Origin of the sequence: Massilia sp. 2TAF26 (assembly GCF_052115005.1) — a bacterium.
Lineage (GTDB): Bacteria > Pseudomonadota > Gammaproteobacteria > Burkholderiales > Burkholderiaceae_D > Telluria.
Genome location: NZ_JBFRFV010000022.1, coordinates 22023 through 43213, shown reverse-complemented (window position 1 = coordinate 43213; position 21191 = coordinate 22023). Strand labels below are relative to the sequence as shown.

General features: G+C 64.1%; 18 protein-coding genes and 1 other RNA gene. 6 read left to right on the top strand and 13 right to left on the bottom strand.

Annotated features, from left to right (window positions below; translation table 11 throughout):
• Positions 1–2 precede the first annotated feature (2 nt).
• The 7 genes from aroA to gyrA all read right to left on the bottom strand — a co-directional run bounded on the left by aroA (position 3) and on the right by gyrA (position 9066).
• A complete protein-coding gene (aroA, locus tag AB4Z32_RS20220) occupies positions 3–1334 on the bottom strand; it encodes a 3-phosphoshikimate 1-carboxyvinyltransferase (protein ID WP_442123663.1) in 1332 nt (443 codons plus the stop codon).
• Positions 1331–2236: a prephenate dehydrogenase gene (locus tag AB4Z32_RS20215; RefSeq protein WP_442123662.1), complete on the bottom strand. Its 906-nt coding sequence runs from the start codon at positions 2234–2236 to the stop codon at positions 1331–1333. The genes aroA and AB4Z32_RS20215 overlap by 4 nt, the downstream gene beginning before the upstream one ends.
• Entirely contained in the window at positions 2237–3340 is a 1104-nt protein-coding gene (gene hisC, locus AB4Z32_RS20210; protein ID WP_442123661.1) for a histidinol-phosphate transaminase, read from the bottom strand. It abuts the gene before it with no gap.
• 30 nt (positions 3341–3370) lie between these two features.
• A complete protein-coding gene (gene pheA, locus AB4Z32_RS20205) occupies positions 3371–4441 on the bottom strand; it encodes a prephenate dehydratase (protein ID WP_442123660.1) in 1071 nt (356 codons plus the stop codon).
• A gap of 143 nt (positions 4442–4584) precedes the next feature.
• Positions 4585–5673: a 3-phosphoserine/phosphohydroxythreonine transaminase gene (serC, locus tag AB4Z32_RS20200; protein ID WP_442123659.1), complete on the bottom strand. Its 1089-nt coding sequence runs from the start codon at positions 5671–5673 to the stop codon at positions 4585–4587.
• Between the two features lie 13 nt (positions 5674–5686).
• Positions 5687–6244: a DUF2059 domain-containing protein gene (locus tag AB4Z32_RS20195; RefSeq protein WP_442123658.1), complete on the bottom strand. Its 558-nt coding sequence runs from the start codon at positions 6242–6244 to the stop codon at positions 5687–5689.
• 206 nt (positions 6245–6450) lie between these two features.
• The gene (gene gyrA / locus AB4Z32_RS20190; protein ID WP_442123657.1) at positions 6451–9066 is read right to left on the bottom strand and encodes a DNA gyrase subunit A; all 2616 of its coding nucleotides are present in this window, start codon (positions 9064–9066) and stop codon (positions 6451–6453) included.
• 407 nt (positions 9067–9473) lie between these two features.
• Here gyrA and ompA point away from each other — a divergent pair, with 407 nt between their 5' ends.
• From ompA to AB4Z32_RS20170, 4 genes are all read left to right on the top strand, one after another.
• The gene (gene ompA / locus AB4Z32_RS20185) at positions 9474–10190 is read left to right on the top strand and encodes an outer membrane protein OmpA (protein ID WP_442123656.1); all 717 of its coding nucleotides are present in this window, start codon (positions 9474–9476) and stop codon (positions 10188–10190) included.
• Between the two features lie 104 nt (positions 10191–10294).
• On the top strand, positions 10295–11014 hold the full coding sequence (ubiG, locus tag AB4Z32_RS20180) for a bifunctional 2-polyprenyl-6-hydroxyphenol methylase/3-demethylubiquinol 3-O-methyltransferase UbiG (RefSeq protein ID WP_442123655.1): 720 nt from the start codon (positions 10295–10297) through the stop codon (positions 11012–11014).
• Positions 11015–11025: 11 nt separating this feature from the next.
• Complete coding sequence (locus AB4Z32_RS20175) at positions 11026–11733, top strand: HAD family hydrolase (protein ID WP_442123654.1); 708 nt, start codon at positions 11026–11028, stop codon at positions 11731–11733.
• A gap of 110 nt (positions 11734–11843) precedes the next feature.
• Positions 11844–12479 (top strand): glycine zipper 2TM domain-containing protein, encoded by a 636-nt coding sequence (locus AB4Z32_RS20170; protein WP_442123653.1) that lies wholly within the window; start codon positions 11844–11846, stop codon positions 12477–12479.
• 49 nt (positions 12480–12528) lie between these two features.
• On the opposite strand, the gene AB4Z32_RS20165 is transcribed toward AB4Z32_RS20170, so the two are convergent.
• On the bottom strand, positions 12529–13380 hold the full coding sequence (locus AB4Z32_RS20165) for a class I SAM-dependent methyltransferase (RefSeq protein WP_442123652.1): 852 nt from the start codon (positions 13378–13380) through the stop codon (positions 12529–12531).
• Positions 13381–13543: 163 nt separating this feature from the next.
• Between AB4Z32_RS20165 and ssrA the strand changes: the two genes are divergently transcribed.
• Positions 13544–13902: a transfer-messenger RNA gene (ssrA, locus tag AB4Z32_RS20160) on the top strand.
• A gap of 1216 nt (positions 13903–15118) precedes the next feature.
• Complete coding sequence (locus AB4Z32_RS20155) at positions 15119–17911, top strand: TonB-dependent receptor plug domain-containing protein (protein WP_442123651.1); 2793 nt, start codon at positions 15119–15121, stop codon at positions 17909–17911.
• Positions 17912–17977: 66 nt separating this feature from the next.
• Here the strand turns inward: AB4Z32_RS20155 and AB4Z32_RS20150 are convergent, their stop codons facing one another.
• The 5 genes from AB4Z32_RS20150 to AB4Z32_RS20130 all read right to left on the bottom strand — a co-directional run bounded on the left by AB4Z32_RS20150 (position 17978) and on the right by AB4Z32_RS20130 (position 21074).
• The gene (locus tag AB4Z32_RS20150) at positions 17978–18565 is read right to left on the bottom strand and encodes a type 1 glutamine amidotransferase domain-containing protein (RefSeq protein WP_442123650.1); all 588 of its coding nucleotides are present in this window, start codon (positions 18563–18565) and stop codon (positions 17978–17980) included.
• Between the two features lie 17 nt (positions 18566–18582).
• Entirely contained in the window at positions 18583–19191 is a 609-nt protein-coding gene (locus AB4Z32_RS20145) for a type 1 glutamine amidotransferase domain-containing protein (RefSeq protein WP_442123649.1), read from the bottom strand.
• A gap of 87 nt (positions 19192–19278) precedes the next feature.
• Complete coding sequence (locus AB4Z32_RS20140) at positions 19279–19590, bottom strand: chaperone modulator CbpM (RefSeq protein ID WP_442123648.1); 312 nt, start codon at positions 19588–19590, stop codon at positions 19279–19281.
• A gap of 3 nt (positions 19591–19593) precedes the next feature.
• Entirely contained in the window at positions 19594–20526 is a 933-nt protein-coding gene (locus tag AB4Z32_RS20135; protein WP_442123647.1) for a DnaJ C-terminal domain-containing protein, read from the bottom strand.
• A gap of 149 nt (positions 20527–20675) precedes the next feature.
• Entirely contained in the window at positions 20676–21074 is a 399-nt protein-coding gene (locus tag AB4Z32_RS20130; RefSeq protein ID WP_442123646.1) for a hypothetical protein, read from the bottom strand.
• Positions 21075–21191: the final 117 nt, after the last annotated feature.

Below are 21191 nucleotides of genomic sequence, written 5' to 3'. Positions count from 1 at the left end.
CGTCAGAATAATTCTTCTTTGGCAATCGACGCAAACGTCTCGAAGTAATCCGGGAAGGTCTTGGCCACACACTTCGGATCGTTGATGCGCATGGCATTGCCGCGCCGCGCCTTGCCGTCCAGCGAAGCCAGCGAGAAGCACATCGCCATGCGATGGTCGTCGTAGGTGTCGATGGTGGCCGGCTGCAGCTCGGCCGGCGGGGTCACGCGGATATAGTCCGGGCCCTCCTCCACGATCGCGCCAACCTTGCGCAGCTCGGTCGCCATCGCGGCCAGGCGGTCGGTTTCCTTCACGCGCCAGCTGGCGATGTTGCGCAGGGTGCTGGTGCCGTCGGCGTACAGCGCGGCCACGGCGATCGTCATGGCGGCGTCCGGAATGTGGTTGAAGTCGGCGTCGATGGCTTTCAGCACGCCGTTCGAACGGGCCTCGATCCAGGTGTCGCCCTTGACGATGGTCGCGCCCATCTGCTCGAGCGCGTCGGCGAAGCGCACGTCGCCCTGGATGCTGTCGCGACCCACCCCCTCGACCCGCACCGGACCGCCGGCAATCGCGCCGGCCGCCAGGAAATAGGAGGCTGACGAGGCATCGCCCTCCACGTGGATGGTGCCGGGAGTATGGTAGCGCTGGCCCGGCTGCACCGTGAAGGATGCCCAGCCGTCCTGCCCGACCGTCACGCCGAAGCGGCGCATCAGGTTCAGCGTGATCTCGACGTAAGGCTTGGAGATCAGCTCCCCTTCCACCTCGATGGTCACCGGGCGGTCTTTCGCCATCAGCGGCGCGGCCATCAGAAGCGCGGTCAGGAACTGGCTCGAGACATTGCCGCGCACCGACATGCGGTCGGCGTGGATGTGGCCGCGGCGGATCCGCAGCGGCGGATAGCCCGGGGCACCCAGGTACTCGATCTGGGCGCCGACCGCGTTCAGGGCGTCGACCAGGTCGCCGATCGGGCGCTCGTGCATGCGCTGCACGCCGTGCAGGGTGTAATCGCCGCCGATCACGGCCAGGGCCGCCGTCAGCGGACGGATCGCGGTGCCGGCATTGCCCATGAAGAGGTCCGCTTCATGAATGGGCAGCTGCCCGCCGGCACCGTGCACGACGTGGGTGCGCTCGTCCAGCTGCTCCCACTCGATGCCGAGCGACTTGAGGGCGCCCAGCATCACCAGGGTGTCGTCCGAGGCCAGCAGGTCGTGGATGGTGGTCGTGCCCTCGCTGAGCGCGGCCAGCAGCAGGGTACGGTTGGAAATGCTCTTCGAACCCGGCAGGCGCACGGCGCCTTCCACGTGCATCACGGGTTCCAGGTCGAGGTGTTCGGGGTAGTGTTTTGCTTGGCTCATTCTGTTCCTGATTCCGGTGCGGGCGGTTTTTCGGCGGCTTCGATCGCTTCGATCCATGCGCGGCGGGCGCGCTGGGCATTGCCGTAGACCGCTTCCAGCGCGGCGCCATCGGCATCAAGCAGGCGCGCGCGCAGGCCATTCAATTGTGCCAGATAGGCATCCAGCTCACCGAGCAGCGCGTCGCGGTTGGCGAGGCTGATGTCGCGCCACATCTCGGGTGAAGAGCCGGCGATCCGGGTGAAGTCGCGGAAGCCGCTGGCCGCATACTGGAACAACAGGTCCGCATGCGGCTTGTTGGCGATATCGTCGACCAGCGCGTAGGCCAGCAGGTGCGGCAGGTGGCTGACGGCGGCGAACACCTTGTCGTGCTCTTCCGGCCCGAGGACGTGGATGATGGCGCCGCAGGCGCGCCAGGCGGCGGCCACCTTGTCGACTGCCGCTTGCTGGTTTTCCGGCAGCGGCGTCAGCACGGCTTTCTTGCCGCGGTAGAGATCGGGGATGGCGGCGTCCGGACCGTTCGATTCGCGGCCGGCGATCGGGTGGCCGGGCACGAACTGGGCGATGCGTTCGCCGAGCACGGCGCGCGCGCTGGCGACCACGTCCGCCTTGGTGCTGCCGGCGTCGGTGACGATGGTATGCGGCTCCAGCCAGGGCAGCAGCGATTCGAGGATGCGGGCGGTCTGGGCCACCGGCGCCGCCAGCAGCACCAGGTCGGCGCCGCGCAGGGCCAGCCGCGGATCGGTGCAGGCTTCATCGATGATGCCGAGCTGCCCCGCCCTCTCCAGCGCCGCGCCGGAACGCTCCAGCCCGACGATCCGCCGCGCCGCGCCGGCCGCCTTCAGGCCGAGGGCGAAGGAGCCGCCGATCAGGCCGACGCCGACGATGACGACTTTATCGAACATTCAGGCCAGTGCCTCGCGCAGTGCTTCGATAAAGCGTGCATTCTCTTCCGGCAAACCGATCGAGATGCGCAGCCACTGCGGCAGGCCATAGGCGCCGACCGGACGCACGATCACGCCCTGCTTCAGCAGCGCCACGTTCACGCGCCCGCCCGCGCCTTCGTCCTCGCCCACCTTCACCAGCACGAAGTTGCCGTGCGAGGGCACGTACTCGAGCTTGAGCTCGTCGAAGGCGGCGGTCAGCTGCTTGTAGCCGGCGCGGTTGTTCTCGGCACCCTTCTGCAGGAATTCCTTGTCGTTCAGGGCGGCGATGGCCGCGGCCTGGGCCAGGGAATTCACGTTGAAGGGCTGGCGGATGCGGTTCATCAGGTCGGTCACCGCCGGCTGGGCGATCGCGAAGCCGACGCGCAGGCCGGCCAGGCCGTAGGCCTTCGAGAAGGTGCGCGAGACGATCAGGTTCGGGAACTTGCGCACCCACTGGGTCGACTCGAACTGGTCCTTCTGTTCCAGGTATTCGTTGTAGGCCTCGTCCAGCACGACGACGACATTGGCCGGCACCTTGGTGAGAAAAGCTTCGATCTCGGGCGCCGAAATGAAGGTGCCGGTCGGGTTGTTCGGATTGGCGATGAAGACCAGCCTGGTGTCCGCATCGATCGCGGCCGCCATCGCATCGAGGTCGTGGCCGTAGTCCCTGGCCGGCACCACGATGCCGCGCGCGCCCACGCCCTGGGCCGCCAGCGCGTACACGGCAAACGAATACTGCGAGTACAGCACCGCCTGGCCCTTCTGCACGAAGGCGTGGGCGGCGATCTCCAGGATATCGTTGGAGCCGTTGCCGAGGGTGATCCAGTCGGCCGGCACATCGTAGCGCTTGGCCAGCGCGGCCTTCAGCTCGAAGCCGTTGGCGTCCGGATAGCGGCCCAGTTCCGCGGCGGCGGCGGCCATGGCCTGCCTGGCCGATTCCGGCACGCCGAAGGGGTTCTCGTTGGATGCCAGCTTGACGATATTGGCTTCATCCAGGCCGAACTCGCGGGCGACTTCGGAAATGGGTTTGCCCGCCTGGTAAGGGGCGATGGCGCGGACGTATTCTGGACCGAATTGCGACATGGGGACTCTCGATGACAAATGAAAAATGGATTACAAGCCTAGCGGATACGAGCCGAGCACCTTGAAGAAGGCGGCGTTGGCTTTCAGCTCCTCGAGGGCGCGGGCGACGGCCGCATCCTGCAGGTGCCCTTCGACGTCGACGTAGAAGTAGTATTCCCAGGTGCCGATGCGCGCCGGGCGCGACTCGAAACGGGTCATCGACACGCCGTGCCTGGCCAGCGGGGCCAGCAGATTGTAGACGGCGCCTGCCTTGTTCGGCACCGCCAGCACCAGCGAGGTGCGGTCCTGGCCCGACGGGCCGGTCGCCTGGCAGCCGATCACGGCAAAGCGCGTGCGGTTGTGCGGATCGTCCTGGATGTGGGCTTGCACCACGCCCAGCTTGTACTGCTCGCCCGCCATCTCGCTGGCGATCGCTGCGATCGTCGGATCCTGGCTGGCCAGCACGGCGGCTTCGGCGTTCGAGGCGACGGCGCGGCGCTCGACGTTCGGGTGGTGCAGGTTGAGCCAGGCCTGGCACTGGGCCAGGGCCTGCGAATGCGCGCACACGACTCTCACGCCGTCCATGCTGCCGGTCTTGCTCATCAGGCTGTGGTGGACCGGGATCGAGACTTCGCCGCTGATGATGGCGGTGGTGGCCAGCATCAGGTCGAGGGTGCGGTTGATCGCGCCCTCCGACGAGTTCTCGACCGGCACCACGCCGTAGTCGGCGGTGCCGGCCTCGGTGGCGCGGAACACTTCGTCGATCGACACGCAGGGCAGGCCTTCGACGGCGCTGCCGAAGTGCTGGAACACGGCCTGCTCGCTGAAGGTGCCGGTGGGGCCGAGATAGGCGACCGTGATGCGCTTTTCCAGCGCGCGGCAGGACGACATGATCTCGCGGAAGATGGTCTGCACGTCCTGGTCCTTCAGTGGACCGGGATTGTTCTCGGCGACCTTGCGCAGAACCTGGGCTTCGCGCTCCGGGCGGAACACCGGCGCATTGGTTTCTGCCTTCACGTGGCCGACCTCCTGGGCCACCTTGCCGCGGCGGCTCAGGAGTTCGAGGATTTGCGCGTCGATCGCATCGATCTGTTCGCGCAGGGGTTGTAATTTGTCTGTCATTGTTTGCTCATGATTATCGTTTGCCCGTCGTTCCCGACACTACCGGAACCGACTTCCCGCGAAGGCGGGAACCCAAGTTCTGCATGCATCTCGACTGCTCGACAAACTTGGATTCCCGCCTGCGCGGGAATGACGTCGGGTGATCAGCGCCCGGCAAACTCGTTCAAATAATCGACCAGGGCATGCACGCCCTCGATCGGCATCGCGTTGTAGATCGATGCCCGCATACCGCCGACGGACTTGTGGCCCTTCAGTTGCAGCAACCCGCGCGCCTTGGCGCCGGCCAGGAATTGGTCGTTCAGGGATTCGTCGCGCAGGTAGAAGGGTATGTTCATGCGCGAACGGCAATCGGGCGCCACGCGATTCCGGTAGAAATCGTCGGCATCCAGCGCCTCGTACAGCAGGCGCGCTTTTTCGATATTGCGGCGTTCCATCTCGGCCACGCCGCCCAGCCGCTTCAGGTGAGCGAACACCAGGCCGGCGATGTAGATCGCGTAGGTCGGGGGCGTGTTCAGCATCGAGTCGGCATCCGCCACCGCGCGCCAGTTGAAGACGCCGGGGCAGATCGGCAGCGCGTGGTCCAGCAGGTCGTCGCGCACGATCACCAGGGTCAGGCCGGCCGGGCCGATGTTCTTCTGGGCGCCGGCGAAGATCACGCCGTATTTCGAGACGTCGACGGCGCGCGACAGGATGTGCGAGGACATGTCGGCCACCAGCGGGGTCTCGCCCTGCACGGTCGGGACGAAATTGAATTCGACGCCGTCGATGGTCTCGTTGGTGCAGACGTGCAGGTAGGCGGCGTCGCTGCTGAGTTTCCAGCTTTCCTGCGGCGGCACCGTGGTGAAGCCGCTCGCCTCGCCGGAGGCGGCGATGTTGACGTTGGCGTAGCGCCGCGCTTCCTTCAGGGATTTGCTGGACCAGGAACCGGTCTGCACGAAATCGATGGTGGCCGGCTGGGGCTTGCGGCCGGCCAGGTTCAGCGGCACCAGGGAATTCTCGCCCAGTCCCCCGCCCTGCATGAACAGGATCTCGTAGTTGGACGGGACGTTCAGCAGTTCGCGCAGGTCGGCTTCGGCCTGCTCGTAGATCGAGATGAATTCGGGGCCGCGGTGGCTCATCTCCATCACCGACATGCCGCTGCCGTGCCAGTCGAGCATCTCGGCGGCGGCCTGCTGGAGAACTTCCTTCGGGAGGACGGCCGGGCCGGCGGAAAAATTGAAAACCTGGGTCATCGTGCCTGTTGCCTCACTTCCCGCCGAGAGCCTGGTGGCTTTGCGCCATGGCTTTCTGGATTCGCGGCATCATCACGCGCTGGCTGATCTCCATGCTGCGGGTCATCAGCTCGGGCATCTTGGCCTGCATCTTCTGGCCCAGCGGCGAAGTGTAGAAGGCGGTCAGCTGGCGGATCTCGTCCAGCGTATAGGTTTCCGCATACAGCGGCACCATTTCCGCGAGCATGTCGTCGACCAGGGTCGGATCGGCGAACAGCGTATGCGCCTGGACGGCCGCGGCCTGGGTCGCCTCGTCGAGCTTCTTCAGCTGCTCGGCCTTCTGGGCGGCGTCCAGGTTGGGATTGCCGTTGATCGAGGCCGTCATCGTCGACCGCATCTGCGCCGGCATCTGCTGCTCCATGCGCGCCAGCATGCCGGTCATCATCTCGCGCACCTTCATTGCCGCCAGCATCTCCCTGGTCGCCGCGACCACTGCCGGATCGGCGGACGGCACCGGCGCCGCCGCCAGACTGAAAGCGGGTGCGCAGCTCAGAATGAAGGTGGAAGCGATGGCGGCGAGCGTTTTTTTCATGATGATCCTTTGGATGGACGGCCCGTGGGCGAGCCTGTTGGCGTCATGGCAGCAGTGACGGGGAACCTGATTTTCGCACGAAACTTGCAAAAAATCCTCAGGGCGGACCATTTTTCGCCGCATTGCAGCAATCCGCCGCCGAATGCGTCAAATGAAAAACGGCCCGTGCATCGCTGCAGGGGCCGTTTCGATGGCTGGGACGCGCCTTATTCCGGCGCCGGCTCCAGCTCCACCTCGTCGACGTCGCTCTCGACCACGCGCTGCAGGCCGGACAGCTTGGTGCCGTCCTCCACCGCGATCAGGGTCACGCCCTGGGTCGCGCGGCCCATCTCGCGGATCTCGGCCACGCGGGTGCGGATCAGCACGCCGCCGGTCGTGATCAGCATGATCTCGTCGGTTTCGTCGACCAGGGTCGCGGCCACCACCTTGCCGTTACGCTCGGTGGTCTGGATCGCGATCATGCCCTTGGTGCCGCGGCCATGGCGGGTGTACTCCAAGATCGGGGTACGCTTGCCGAAGCCGTTCTCGGTGGCGGTGAGCACGGACTGCTGTTCGTTCTCGGCCACCAGCAGCGCGATCACGTTCTGGCCTTCTTCCAGGTTCATGCCGCGCACGCCGCGCGCGGTACGGCCCATCGGGCGCACGTCGTTCTCGTCGAAGCGCACGGCCTTGCCGGCGTCCGAGAACAGCATCACGTCGTGCTTGCCGTCGGTAAGCGCGGCGCCGATCAGGAAGTCGCCCTCGTCCAGGTCGACCGCGATGATGCCGGCCTTGCGCGGGTTGCTGAAGTCCTTCAGCGGGGTCTTCTTGACGGTACCCAGGCTGGTTGCCATGAAGACGTAGTGATCTTCCGGGAAGCTCGAGTTCTCACCCGACAGCGGCAGCACCACCGTGATCTTCTCGCCGTCCTGCAGCGGGAACATGTTCACGATCGGCTTGCCGCGCGAGTTGCGCGAGCCCTGCGGCACTTCCCACACCTTCAGCCAGTACATCCGGCCGCGGTTGCTGAAGCACAGGATGTAGTCGTGGGTATTGGCGATGAACAGCTGGTCGATCCAGTCCTCGTCCTTGGTCGCCATCGCCTGCTTGCCGCGGCCGCCGCGCTTCTGGGCGCGGTATTCCGAGATCGGCTGCGACTTCATGTAACCGGTGTGCGACAGGGTCACCACCATGTCCTGCGGGGTGATCAGGTCTTCGGTTTCGAGGTCGCTGGCGTTGTGCTCGATGGCCGAGCGGCGTGCATCCTTGCCGTTCTCGGTGTAGTCGGCCTTGATCTGGCCCATTTCGTCCACGATGATCGCGGTGACGCGTTCCGGCTTGGACAGGATGTCGAGCAGGTCGGCGATGTGGAGCATCACTTCCTTGTACTCGTTGACGATCTTGTCCTGCTCCAGGCCGGTCAGGCGCTGCAGGCGCATCTGCAGGATTTCCTGGGTTTGCTCGTCGGACAGGCGGTACATGCCATCCGGCTGCATGCCGTAGTGCTTCGGCAGGTGTTCCGGACGGAAGGCGTCGATGCCGCCGGATGCGCCCAGTTCGGTACGGCTCAACATCTCGCGCACCAGGGACGAATCCCAGGTCCGCTGCATCAGCTCGACCTTGGCGACCGGCGGGGTCGGCGCGGCCTTGATGATGGCGATGAACTCGTCGATGTTCGCCAGCGCGACGGCCAGGCCTTCCAGCATGTGGCCGCGTTCGCGCGCCTTGCGCAGTTCGAAGACGGTGCGGCGGGTGACCACTTCGCGGCGGTGCGACAGGAAGCTTTCCAGCATCTGCTTCAGGTTCAGCAGCTTCGGCTGGCCGTTGACCAGGGCCACCATGTTCATGCCGAAGGTGTCCTGCAACTGGGTTTGCTTGTACAGGTTGTTCAGCACCACTTCCGGCACTTCGCCGCGCTTCAGCTCGATCACCACGCGCATGCCCGACTTGTCGGACTCGTCGCGGATGTCGGAGATGCCTTCCAGCTTCTTGTCGCGCACGTTCTCGGCGATGCGCTCGAGCAGCGACTTTTTATTGACCTGATACGGCAGCTCGTCGACGATGATGGCCACGCGGCCGCCGTCCTTGCCGTACTCTTCGAAGTGGGTCTTGGCGCGCATCACCACACGGCCGCGGCCGGTGCGATAGCCGTCGCGCACGCCGGACACGCCGTAGATGATGCCGGCGGTCGGGAAGTCCGGCGCCGGGATCAGCTCGATCAGCTCGTCGATCGTGCAGTCCGGATTCCTCAGCACGTGCAGCGCGCCGTTGATGACTTCGGACAGGTTGTGCGGCGGAATGTTGGTCGCCATGCCGACCGCGATACCGGAGGAGCCGTTGACCAGCAGGTTCGGGATACGGGTCGGCAGGACGGTCGGTTCTTTTTCCTTGCCGTCATAGTTCGGCTGGAAGTCGACGGTGTCCTTGTCGATATCCGCCAGCAGCTCCTGGGAAATCTTGTCCAGGCGGCACTCGGTGTAACGCATCGCCGCAGCGCTGTCGCCGTCGATCGAACCGAAATTCCCCTGCCCGTCGACCAGGGTGTAGCGCAGCGAGAAGTCCTGCGCCATACGCACCAGGGTGTCGTAGATCGAGGCATCGCCGTGCGGGTGGAACTTACCCATGGTCTCGCCGACCACGCGCGCGCACTTGAGGTACGGGCGGTTCCACACGTTGTTCATCTCGTGCATCGCGAACAGCACACGGCGGTGCACCGGCTTGAGACCGTCGCGCGCGTCCGGCAGAGCACGGCCCACGATCACGCTCATCGCGTAATCGAGGTAGCTCTTGCGCATTTCTTCTTCCAGGGAAATTGGAATTGTTTCTTTTGCGAATTGATCCATTGGCGGGTCGGCTGTTTTGGGCCGTGAAATTTAAGTTTCCAAGGGGTAGATTTTACCACGCGCGCTATATCAGCAGTGCATTTTGAAAGCAAGTCCAGCGCGGCTTGCGTGTGCACGTTTGCTAATCTGACACATGCATGTAATAAACTTTCGTCAAGCTTGCGGTCCGTTCACAATTACGTTGTTGCGCAGAAACAACGAGAGAAATCGCATGCGCAGCAAATGGGCTTTCCGCGGTCGTGCGGATGTAGCGTATGTGGCAAAATGGCCGAGATGTTAATTGCTCGTTTCACAATGCGAAACAGACACGTCCGTGCAAGTGTTAATATTCTGCCCACGTGCTCACATCATGCGCATCGGCGCGCAAGTTTCGCGGCGGGAAGAATTTACCGAAAGGAAGAAAAAATATGAAAAAACTGGCAACCCTCATGCTCGCAGCCTCGGCCGCGATGGCAGGCAGCGCTTTCGCGCAAAGCGCTCCGCCGTACGCGCCGCTGACGACCGACATCCAGGCGCCGACGCCTTACAGCGCTTACGTTCAGGATGCCCGCGGCGTGATCGCGCGCAATCCTTTCGGCCTGTGCTGGCGTACCGGCTACTGGACCCCGGCCGACGCGGTCCCAGGCTGCGACGCACCGCTGTGCGTGGCGCCTGAGAAACTGGAAAACGGCAAGTGCGTCGCGCCGCCGCCGCCACCGCCGGTCGAAGCTCCGGCCCCGGCACCTGCCCCAGCACCGGCTCCGGCTCCGGTCCCGACCTCGGAAAAAGTGAGCTACTCGGCTGACGCCTTCTTCGACTTCGACAAAGCCGTACTGAAGCCGGCCGGCAAGGCATCGCTGGATGACCTGGTCTCGAAGCTGAAGGACATCAACCTGGAAGTCATCATCGCCGTCGGCCACACCGACTCGATCGGTACCGATGCCTACAACCAGAAGCTGTCGGTCCGCCGCGCTGAAGCCGTCAAGGCCTACCTGCAAGGCAAGGGCGTGGAATCGAACCGCATCTACACCGAAGGCAAGGGCGAGAAGCAGCCTGTGGCCGACAACAAGACTGCCGAAGGCCGCGCCAAGAACCGCCGCGTGGAAATCGAAGTGGTCGGCACCCGCGGCACCCAGCAGCAGTAATCTGCCGCTGGCGGGCTGACGCCCCGGACAAACCCCGCTTCGGCGGGGTTTTTTTTCGCCAACCCAACCGTAGCACGGCGGCATTTCCGCTATTATTCGCACCTATGACTACGCAAGCATCGACGACGGCCAACGCCGACCCCTTGGAAATCCAGAAGTTCAGCGAGCTGGCCCACCGCTGGTGGGACCCGACGTCCGAGTTCCGCCCGCTGCACGAGATCAATCCGCTGCGCCTGGAATGGATCAACGCGCGCGTGCCCCTGAGCGGCAAGAAAGTGATCGACATCGGTTGCGGCGGCGGCGTGCTGTCCGAATCGATGGCGCGCAAGGGCGCGAAAGTGACCGGCATCGACCTGTCGAAGAAGGCCCTGAAAGTGGCCGACCTGCACAGCCTGGAATCGGGCGTCGAGGTGCGCTACAAGCTCATCGCCGCCGAAGACATGGCCGCCGAGGAACCGGGCCAGTTCGACGTCGTCACCTGCATGGAAATGCTCGAGCACGTGCCCGATCCGGCCGCCATCGTGCGCGCCGCGGCGACCCTCGTGAAACCGGGCGGCCACGTGTTCTTCTCGACCCTGAACCGCAATCCGAAGTCCTACCTGTTCGCGGTGATCGGCGCCGAGTACGTGCTGCGCATGCTGCCGCGCGGCACCCACGACTACGCCAAGTTCATCACGCCGGCCGAGCTCTCCAGCTTCATCCGCGCCGCCGGCCTGCAGGTCGAAGGCCTGAAGGGGCTGAGCTACAACCCGCTGACCAAGATCTACTCGCTGAACCAGGACACCGATGTGAACTACATGGTGGCCTGCACCAAGCCGCTTTAAGACGATACTGCATGACCTTTCCCTCCCGCCTGCCCGTGCCGCGCGCCGTCCTGTTCGACCTCGACGGCACCCTGGCCGATACCGCGCCCGACCTCGCCGCCGCCGTCAACTGGCTGCGCACCGAGCGCGGCCTCGAACCGACGCCCTACGCGGTGCTGCGCCCGACCGCCTCGGCCGGCGCACGCGGCATGATCGGCGCCGCCTTCGGCCTGGCGCCGGGTGACGAGGGCTATGAAGAACTGCGCCTGCAATGGTTCGACCGCTACCAGTCGGCGATGGCGGTCGAGAGCCGCCTGTTCGACGGCGTGCCCGAACTGCTGGACGGCATCGAGCAGGCCGGCATGGCCTGGGGCGTGGTCACCAACAAGCCGATGCGCTTCACCGACCCGCTGATCCCGCAAATCGGCCTGGCGCACGCCGGCTGCGTCGTCTCCGGCGATACCACCGCCTTCGCCAAGCCCCACCCGGCCCCGCTGCTGGAAGGCGCACGCCTGCTGGGCCTGGCCGCCGAGGAATGCTGGTACGTCGGCGACGACCTGCGCGACGTCGAAGCCGGCCGCGCTGCCGGCATGGTCACGGTCGCCTGCGGCTGGGGCTATTGCGGCGAGATTCCGCCCGCAACCTGGGGCGCCGACTACCTGCTCGACAACCCGCTGCACCTGCTGCAGGTGTTGCGCGAAGTGATCGACGCCGCCCGTACTGCCGAAGCATCGGCCTGATCAAGCGCTTACATATCTTTACGATTGATACAGGGATGAGTCTATCTCTGCGTGACTCCCGCCATTAATCTACTCCCATACAACAACGCAACGTTTCGGGAGCAGAGAACATGGAAGCGATCAAGACCACCACCAACCGTATCCACCCGCTGATGGCCGGCGCCGCCGTGTCGGTCATCGTCGTCAGCCTGGCCGGCGCCGCCGCCATCACCGGCATCCTGCCGAGCTCGAACAGCGCTCCGCAAGCCCAGCCGGCCGCGCTGATGAGCTCCCAGGCCGCGCCTGGCTACGCCGGCGCACTGGCCCCGGTCGCCGCCCCCGTCGCGCCGCAGGGCGTGCAGCAGGCGCCTGTCGGCTACGCCCAGCCGGTGGCTGCAGGCTACGTCCAGCCGGCCGCCTACGCGCAGCCGGGCTATGGCCAGCCGGCATATGGTCAACAGGTGGCAGTCCAGCCGGCGCCCGCCCCGGCTCCGGTGGTGATCAAGGAAACCGTGATCAAGGAAGTGCCGGTGAAACAGGCTGCACCGCGTCCGCGCACCGTCGCCCACCACAGCTATGCCCGTGACGATTACTACGCCCCGGCACCGCGTCCGGCACCGCAGCCGAACTACGTCGGCATCGGCACCGGCGCCGTGATCGGCGGCCTGATCGGTAACCAGGTCGGCAGCGGCAACGGCCGCAAGCTCGCCACCGTGGCCGGCATCATCGGCGGCGGCATGATCGGCAACCAGATGATCAACCGCTGATCGCCGGTCCCCTGAAGGAAAGCCGCGGATGCGCAAGCCCGCGGCTTTTTTACGTCTTGCGGAACACGCTGACGATGATGTCGCTCGGGAACAGGCGCAGCAGCGGAAGCGCGCACATCACGGCGGCGTATTGCAGGTAGAGCGAGGGCCCGGAGATATTGCCGGCGCAGCGGATACGCTCCAGCAAGCCCTTGGCGCGCAGCGAAGGCAGTTCGCCGGAATGCAGGCGCTCGAAACCGTGCCGGGACACCAGACGCTCCAGGTTGGTGGGACGGAAGTAATGGACGTGGGGCGAAGGCAGGTCCTTCTGCCACAGGCGCTCAAAAGGGCTGCGCCAGCCCATCCGCGCAAAGGTCTTCGACAGCCGATAGAAGAAGCCTGCGCTGTTGGGCAGGTTAAGGATCAGCAAGCCGCCCTCCTCCAGGCGCGCATGGCAGGCGTCGAGCGCGGCGCGGATGTCGGGAATGTGTTCGATGACGTCGTTGAAGACGATGACGTCGAAGCGTTCGCCGCCCTCCAGCGCATCCGGAAAATATCCCTGACGCACCGGCAAGCCCCGCGCCGCCGTGCGTCCGCCGACCACGGCATCCGGCTCGATCCCCAGCGCCTCGAAACGCTCGCGCGCCGTCTCGAGGAACCAGCCATGCGCGCAGCCGACGTCGAGCAGCTTGCGCGCACCCGGCCGGGCCAGGCGAACCGCGATGTCGACGATGTCGCGGAAGTTCTCCTGGCGCAGCGCCTTCAGGCCCAGCTCGCGCTCATCCTCGTCGACCGGTGCCCCCGCCGTCTTCTCGTTGATCGCTCCTTGCAGAGCGGCACTTTCGTACCCACATTCGTGGCAGGACGCATGCCATCCAGCCAAACCAGCGGTTTGCGGCGTACCGCAGACGATACATGCCATATTCTCTCCGTTCAGTGTCATCGAGCCGTCTCCAGCAACCATGCATGATAGTTCGGATTTGACAATGAAAATCTATCGAAAGTTAACATTTTCGTGTGTTCTCGGAGAGATCCGTATCACTGCACACCGCCTCGGTTTGGAGTACAATGGTAGTTCTTCGTTGGGGGGCGACCTGGTTTCGACGTGGGTTGCAAAGCAGCGCAGGGCATACCGAGGACTGGTTACCTCGTAAATACATCCAGAAATCAATAACTGCAAACGATAACTCGTACGCACTCGCAGCCTAATCGCTGCTAGCTCTACATCACCTCGCCTCTGGGGTGAGCCGCAAGGCAAGTAGAGTCATTTACAGAGGCTAGGAATCAACTGGGTCACTTGGTTGCTTCCGAAATTTAAGGTGACTCGCTTGTACACAGGGTGCACATCCCCGTTGTACTGGTTAAATTAAAAGATAGTGCTAAGTATGTAGAACTGTCTGTAGAGTGCTTGCGGACGAGGGTTCGATTCCCTCCGCCTCCACCAGTATTCAAAAACAAAGCCCTGCCGGCGCAAGCCGGTGGGGCTTTGTTTTTGAATACTCGCATGAGAAGAAGGAAATCAAATCCTCGTCCGGCACGGACGAGGGGCGAGCGGGGGTGTCGAGCCGCACCGCGGCGAGCCCGCGAGCGGCTTGGCGCTTGCAAGCGCCAAGCCGCCCGATTCGCCTGGCTAAGCAGTCGCGCAGCGACTGTGCCTTACCTTCACCACTATTCAAACAAAAGCCCTGCCGGCGCAAGCCGGTGGGGCTTTGTTTTTGAATACTCGCATGAGCAGAAGGAAATCGAATCCTCGTCCGGCACGGACGAGGGGCGAGCGGGGGTGTCGAGCCGCACCGCGGCGAGCCCGCGAGCGGCTTGGCGCTTGCAAGCGCCAAGCCTCCCGATTCGCCTGACCAAGCAGTCGCGCAGCGACTGTGCCTTACCTCCACCACTATTCAAACAAAAGCCCTGCCGGCGCAAGCCGGTGGGGCTTTGTTTTTGAATACTTGCATGAGCAGAAGGAAATCGAATCCTCGTCCGGCACGGACGAGGGGCGAGCGGGGGTGTCGAGCCGCACCGCGGCAAGCCCGCGAGCGACTTGGCGCTTGCAAGCGCCAAGCCTCCCGATTCGCCTGACCAAGCAGTCGCGCAGCGACTGTGCCTTACCGCCACGGTTCGGCCAGGCAGATAAACGGCCTTCCGGCCGCATACCTGGCCTACCTGCTGGCCAAATGGCTCAAGCTACAGCCGTTTTGTGGTCTCCCAAGTCGCCCGAAAACGTGACCGGACCAAACTGGCAGGAGAGGGAGACGAGGCAAGACAAGCCCAGCGGGGACCATATCGACCTGTGAAATCGATCCAGACTGACCGCGACCGGCATGAGCTTCTTTCGATGACCTTGGCGCTGAAGTCTCGGCCAACAAGGCCCTTATCCCGCACCGCAGCAATTTCCTGCCGCCCCACCCTGCATCTCCAAAATTTCCTTCCGTAAACTTCACACTTTCTTCACCTCGGTAACATACTGTATCAAAAACCCAACGGATGTAACTGAAAGCAACATGATATTTCCCAAATACATACTTACGTCTTTGCAGCTCAGCAATATTGTGCAAGAGTATTTATGCGCGTACGTACACAAAGTCAGGGATAACTGACCACGTATGCATCAGTTGCTCAAAATAATTTTCATCCCAGGAGTTGTTGTGAAGCATAAAAGTATCTTGAAGAAGAGTTCCATCGCTCTGGCCGTCACCCTGGCCATCCCCGCTTTAGCTGCAGCGCAAGAAGCCAGCACGCCGGATCCAAAGATCCAGCGCGTCGAGGTGACCGGCTCCAGCATCAAACGTACGCAAACCGAAGCAGCGAACGCGGTCCAGATCATGACCCGCGACGACATCGAGAAAACCGGACAGACCACGGCGCTGGGCATCCTGACCGCCATGTCCTCGGTCAGCACCGACATCAACTCGGCCAGCGCAAGCTCGGGCAGCTTCGCAACCGGCTCTTCCGGCGTCAGCATGCGCGGCCTGAGCAAGGTCGCCACCCTGGTCCTGGTCAACGGCCGCCGCATTGCTCCTTACGGCCTGTCGGACGGCGCCCAGCAGAACTTCACCAATCTGGATGCCATCGCCACCGACGCCATCGAGCGCATCGAAGTGCTGAAAGACGGCGCATCGGCAATCTACGGCTCGGACGCCATCGCCGGCGTGATCAACATCATCCTGCGCAGCAATTACCAGGGTTTCCAGGTCAAGGGCCAGTACAGCGAAGCGCCGCACTTCCAGGACGCGCGCAACCGCAACGTGTCGGCGATCTGGGGTTATGGCGACATCGACAAGAACGGCTTCAACACCTACCTGACCGCCGAAGCCTACAAGACCGACGGCTACAGCCAGGGCGACCTGAGCTCGCACTACCCGGCCTGGCACCGCCTGACCCCGGGCCGCTCGACCTACGATGCGAAGAGCTCGTTCTCGCCGACCGGTAACTACTTCCTGAGCAGCACCAACATCGTCGCCGCACCGGGCTGCCCGGCCGCCGACATCGATCCGACCGACAAGCTCTGCAAGTGGGATGCCACGCCGTACGCCGGCCTCCGCACCAACAACAAGCGCCACGCGCTGGCCAGCAGCACCCACTTCCGCATCGGCCAGAACATCAATGCCAACTTCGAGGTCACAGCCGCCGGCGAAGTGAGCGATTACATCGTGGCCCCGTTCAGCGTCAGCAACGGCTCCGCCACCAGCTCGCAGAGCATCTGGTACAACGTGCTCGGCGGCAAGATGGTCGGTCCGTTCTCGTATCCGAAGCTGCCGGTCGGCCACCCGATGAATCCGTACAACACGGCGGTCGAGTACCGCGCGCGCATGATGGACACCGGTAACGGCTTCAACTTCAACCGCACCGATTCCGACCAGCAGCGCGTGATGCTGGCCCTGGACGGCACCATCGGCAACTGGGACTGGAAATCGGCGCTCGGCTACTCGCATTCGAGCGCGACCAAGGCAACCCGCGCCGTCAGCGCCAAGGGCTATACCGACGCGATCGTCAACAAGACCTACGTGTTCGGCAAGCAGAACGATCCGGCCCTGCTGGAATCGATGTTCCCGGTCCGTACCACGGAAGGCGAAGCCAAGGTCAAGTTCTTCGACGCGACCGTGTCGGGCACCGTGGCCCAGCTGCCGGCCGGTCCGCTGAACGTTGCGTTCGGCACCAATATCAGCCAGAACTCGTACTGGATGAAGAGCTCGGACAACGTGCTGCGCGGCGATCTGGTCGGCATCTTCGGCCTGCAGGTGGACGATTCGCGTAACGAGTACGCGCTGTTCACCGAAGCGAACGTTCCGCTGCTGAAGAACCTCGAGATGAACGCCGCGCTGCGTGCCGACAAGAGCGGCGATTTCGAGGCTCACCTGTCGCCGAAGCTGGGCCTGCGCTACACCGTCACCGACAGTCTGATGCTGCGCGCCACCGCATCGGGCGGCTTCCGTGCGCCGAACATCGTCGAATCCGGTAACGGCCTGGGCCGCAGCTCGGTCGCCACCGGCGTGAACGACCTGCGCCGCTGCCCGATCGCCAACCAGCTGAACGCACTGGTGCAGGGCGCTGCCAACGCGACCACCGCCGATAAGGCCCAAGCCAACAGCTTCCGCAACGCGGAATGCTCGGCCGGCCTGCCGAGCTTCGTGTCGTCGAACCCCAACCTGAAGCCGGAAACCTCGCGTTCGGTGACCCTGGGCGCCGTATGGGAGCCGATCAAGAACTGGAGCGCCGGCCTGGACTACTACTTCATCGAGCGCCGCAATGAAATCGGTACCCGTTCGGTGACCGACGTGCTGAAGGGCGAAGCCAGCCTGCCGGCCGGCCAGCTGATCCGTGTCGACAACACCGCCAACGACAACGAGTTCCTGGCCCTCGTGAAGAAGTACGCGCCGACCAACACCATCAACTATGGCGGCGTCGGCCAGCTGGGCCTGGTGTACAACCCCTACGTCAACAGCGGCCGTACCCGCGTGTCCGGCTTCGACTTCGACGCATCGGGCCGCTTCAAATTCATGGGCACGGACTTCCGCCTGAAACTCGACGGCAGCTACATCTGGAAATACCAGAACTACAGCCAGGCGCTGAACGGGTATGACGAGAACATTGCCGGCACCTGGGACTTCTACGATTTCCCGGCGTCGCGCCTGAAGACTGTCACCAAGCTGTACATGAAGAAGGGTGATTTCGATCACTCGATCACCATGAACTACAACAGCGGCTGGGGCAACAACAGCAACTCCTCGCCGACCTACTGCGTCACGCAGAAAGTCGCGCCGGAGAACATGGCTACCTGTAACCATGTCGGCAGCAACACCACCTTCGACTACTCGCTGACCTACTCGGGTATCGATCACGTGAAGCTGAGCCTGTACGTGACCAACATCTTCGAACAGGACTATCCGATCACCTGGCGTGACGGCTACGTCACGCAGTTCCGCCGCGTGGCAGTGGCTGCGACCTACAAGTTCTGATCGCCGACCTCCGGCGTGAAAGCTGAAAGACCAGGCTGCGGCCTGGTCTTTTTTTTCGCCCGCCGCCTAGGAGGTCGGGCCCGGATCGGTTCCCGGCGTCATCATGAGTTCCTTCGCCAGCGCATCGTTGAATGCCGGCAGATCGTCCGGCTTGCGGCTGGTGACCAGGCGCGCATCGATCACCACTTCGTCGTCGGTCCACTCGGCGCCGGCGTTGGTGAGATCGCGCTTCAGGCTGGGCCAGCTGGTCAGGTGCTTGGCGCTGGCGATGCCGGCATCGATCAGGGTCCAGGGACCGTGGCAGATCGCGCCGACCGGCTTGTCCTCGACGTCGAAGCCACGGATGAAATCGATCGCTTCCCTGCTCATGCGCAGCATGTCGGGATTGGCCACGCCGCCGGGCAGCACCAGGGCGTCGAAGTCGGCCGGATCGGCATCGCGCACGTTCATCTCGACCTTGAACCGGTCGCCCGGCTGCAGGTGGTTGAAGCCCTGCACCTCCTCGCCGGCGTTCTTCGGCGACAGCAGCACCACGGTCGCGCCCCGTTCTTCCAGATAGGACCGCGGGCTGGTGTATTCGATCTGCTCGACGCCGTCCGTCATCAGCATGGCGACGCGCTTGCCCTGCAAGGGCCTGCCTGATACCTGTTCCATATGAACTCCTTCCGGGCTCAGTGTGCGCCCGCTTGCCCCGGCTGGACCGCGGCCAGCTCGCTGAGGATGGCCTGGTTGAAGGCCGGGATGTCGTCAGGCTTGCGGCTGGTGACGAGCTTGCCGTCGACCACCACCTGTTCGTCGGTCCACTGCGCGCCCGCGTTCTGCAGGTCGAGCTGGAGGCTTGGCCAGCTGGTCATGCGCTTGCCGGTCACCAGGTCGGCGTCGATCAGGGTCCAGGGGCCATGGCAGATGGCGGCGATGGGCTTGTTCTCGCGGCCGAATTCGCGGATGAAGGTGATCGCCTCCGTCGACAGACGCAACTGGTCGGGATTGGCGACGCCGCCCGGCAGCACCAGCGCGTCGAAGTCGGCCGGACGCGCATCGCGCACGTCGAGTTCGACCTTGAACTTGTCGGCGGGGTCGAGGTGGTTGAAGCCCTGGATCTCGTCGCCGCTCGGCTTCGGCGAGACCAGGGTCACCTTGGCGCCCTGCTGTTCGAGGAAGCTGCGCGGCCCGGTGTATTCGACCTGCTCGACGCCGTCCGTCATCAGGATGGCGACTCGTTTGCCCTGCAGGGCCTGGCCAGCGCCCGGTTGCGGATTCTGTTGCGAATTCTGTTGCATGAGACCTCCTTCAATCGATGAAAAGTGATCGCTGTGGGAGGTCCGATTGTAGTTTTGCCCGCCTCGGGACGGCGCGCGCTTCCCTATCTAATCGAGTCCCAGCGCGTGCAGGCGCGCGCGCAGGCGGCGCACCTCGTCGCCGAGGTCGACCACCAGCGCGGCCACGTCCTCGTTGGCGTCGAAGTCGCGTTCCACCCGCAGCAGGCGGCGCGCGCGCAGCAGGTCGCCGCTGCGGAAGCGCCATTCGGTCACTTGTATGGCTGGCTGGCCGCCGAGGATGCCCGCGCGCACCCGGCGCACCACCCATTCCGGCTCCACGTTGCAGGCGCGCGCCAGCTCTTCGAGGGTCAGTGCAGCGTCGTCCAGCAGTACGCCGCTGATGCTCGTCATCTCATGCATCGCTCAAGCTCCTATGCGTTCGCGTGGGTTGAAGGCGAGGTCGCGCGCCATCGTCTCGTACAGTTCGCGCGCGCGCTGGCTGGTGGCCGGCGGCAGCACCACGTCCAGGATCAGGTAGAGGTCGCCGGGCTGCGAGGATGGGATGCCCCTCCCCTTCAGGCGCAGCTTGCGGCCGCTCTGCGACCCCGGCGGCACCGTCACCTCGACCGCGCCGGACGGCGTCGGCACCGAAATGCCGGCCCCCAGCGCCGCTTCCCACGGCGCCACCGGCACGTTCTGGTAGACGCTGGAACCCTCGACGCGGTAGCGCGCATCGGGGTTGAACTGGATCTCCAGATACAGGTCACCCGGCCCGCCGCCGCCGATGCCCGGATGGCCCTGGCCCGCCAGGCGCAGCTGCTGTCCCGGCGTCACGCCCTTCGGGATGTTCACGCTCAGGGTCTTCTCCTGCTGGCCGGCGCGCAGGCCGATGGTGCGCGTGGCGCCCTGGTAGGCGTCGCGCAGGTCGATCGAGATGGCGGCGTGGATGTCCTCGCCGCGCATCTGGAAACCGCCGCCGCCCATGCCCGCGCCCGCGCCGCCGCGGTGGCTGCGCCCCCGCCCCATGTGCGCGAACAGGTCGGCGAAGATGTCTTCCGCGCTGCCGCCTTCGTTGCCGAAATCGTACTGGCCGTACTGGCGGCCCCAGTCGGGCGGCGGCTGGAAGCCTTGGCCCTGGCGCGGCGCCTGGCCGAGCGCATCGTAGGCGGCGCGTTTCTCGGCGTCGCCCAGCACCTCGTAGGCCTCGTTGATTTCCTTGGTCTTCTCGGTCGCGTCCTTGTGCTTGCTGACGTCCGGATGATATTGCCGGACCAGCTTGCGGTAAGCCTTCTTGATGTCGTCCGCGGACGCGGTCCGTTCGACACCAAGGGTCTGGTAGTAGTCCTTGTATTCCACGAGCGGGCTCCTGGATGGGGTTCGATGGTTTGGATGCCTTTACATGGAGGTCATCAGCCTGCTTTTCAATTCAATGTAGCTCATGCCAGGGCAAACGGCGCGCACGCACCGCTACGGAACGATGGGCAGTATGATCATTGCGGTGGCGGCTAAAAGATATACTCCCTGCGCCTTTCGGCGATCTGCTGCGCGGACTGCTGCTGCTCGGGGTCGACGATGCTGCGGACAGCCTCCTCCGTAAGAGGCCTGTGCAGGATGGCGCCGACGCCATCGGGCTTCCCGTCGGCGGGCGGCACCGATCCGGGATCGGCCAGCAAGAGGATGGTCGCGTCCGGCAGACACCGTTTCAGTTCTCCGGTCAGGGATCGCCTGTCGCCTGGAAGGAGGGCCGTACAGGTAACGATCAAATCGAACTGGATCAAACGGGCAGCGTATAACGCCTTTTTTTGATTGAAGACCGGGGTTGTCAGGTACCCCATCGATGACAGCACAGCGGCAGTGTTGTTACATAGTTCCGAGTTTTTTTCCAGAATCAAAGCATACTTCATGGACTATCCCTGTCTTTATTGTAACTTATGGTCGCCATTATAAGGGTATCGAAAGGATAAGGACAAACCAATCGGATCGCGTCCATGCATCACGCTTACGACTCCTGATCTCGCACA

Bases quoted from the DNA above. Each gene is read 5' to 3' on its own strand.
- ompA (WP_442123656.1), top strand. From the start codon at position 9,474: ATGAAAAAACTGGCAACCCTCATGCTCGCAGCCTCGGCCGCGATGGCA.
- AB4Z32_RS20195 (WP_442123658.1), bottom strand. From the start codon at position 6,244: ATGAAAAAAACGCTCGCCGCCATCGCTTCCACCTTCATTCTGAGCTGC.
- AB4Z32_RS20140 (WP_442123648.1), bottom strand. From the start codon at position 19,590: ATGCATGAGATGACGAGCATCAGCGGCGTACTGCTGGACGACGCTGCA.
- ubiG (WP_442123655.1), top strand. From the start codon at position 10,295: ATGACTACGCAAGCATCGACGACGGCCAACGCCGACCCCTTGGAAATC.
- gyrA (WP_442123657.1), bottom strand. From the start codon at position 9,066: ATGGATCAATTCGCAAAAGAAACAATTCCAATTTCCCTGGAAGAAGAA.
- serC (WP_442123659.1), bottom strand. From the start codon at position 5,673: ATGACCCAGGTTTTCAATTTTTCCGCCGGCCCGGCCGTCCTCCCGAAG.
- AB4Z32_RS20145 (WP_442123649.1), bottom strand. From the start codon at position 19,191: ATGCAACAGAATTCGCAACAGAATCCGCAACCGGGCGCTGGCCAGGCC.
- AB4Z32_RS20215 (WP_442123662.1), bottom strand. From the start codon at position 2,236: ATGTTCGATAAAGTCGTCATCGTCGGCGTCGGCCTGATCGGCGGCTCC.
- AB4Z32_RS20165 (WP_442123652.1), bottom strand. From the start codon at position 13,380: ATGGCATGTATCGTCTGCGGTACGCCGCAAACCGCTGGTTTGGCTGGA.
- hisC (WP_442123661.1), bottom strand. From the start codon at position 3,340: ATGTCGCAATTCGGTCCAGAATACGTCCGCGCCATCGCCCCTTACCAG.
- aroA (WP_442123663.1), bottom strand. From the start codon at position 1,334: ATGAGCCAAGCAAAACACTACCCCGAACACCTCGACCTGGAACCCGTG.
- pheA (WP_442123660.1), bottom strand. From the start codon at position 4,441: ATGACAGACAAATTACAACCCCTGCGCGAACAGATCGATGCGATCGAC.
- AB4Z32_RS20130 (WP_442123646.1), bottom strand. From the start codon at position 21,074: ATGAAGTATGCTTTGATTCTGGAAAAAAACTCGGAACTATGTAACAAC.
- AB4Z32_RS20175 (WP_442123654.1), top strand. From the start codon at position 11,026: ATGACCTTTCCCTCCCGCCTGCCCGTGCCGCGCGCCGTCCTGTTCGAC.
- AB4Z32_RS20170 (WP_442123653.1), top strand. From the start codon at position 11,844: ATGGAAGCGATCAAGACCACCACCAACCGTATCCACCCGCTGATGGCC.
- AB4Z32_RS20150 (WP_442123650.1), bottom strand. From the start codon at position 18,565: ATGGAACAGGTATCAGGCAGGCCCTTGCAGGGCAAGCGCGTCGCCATG.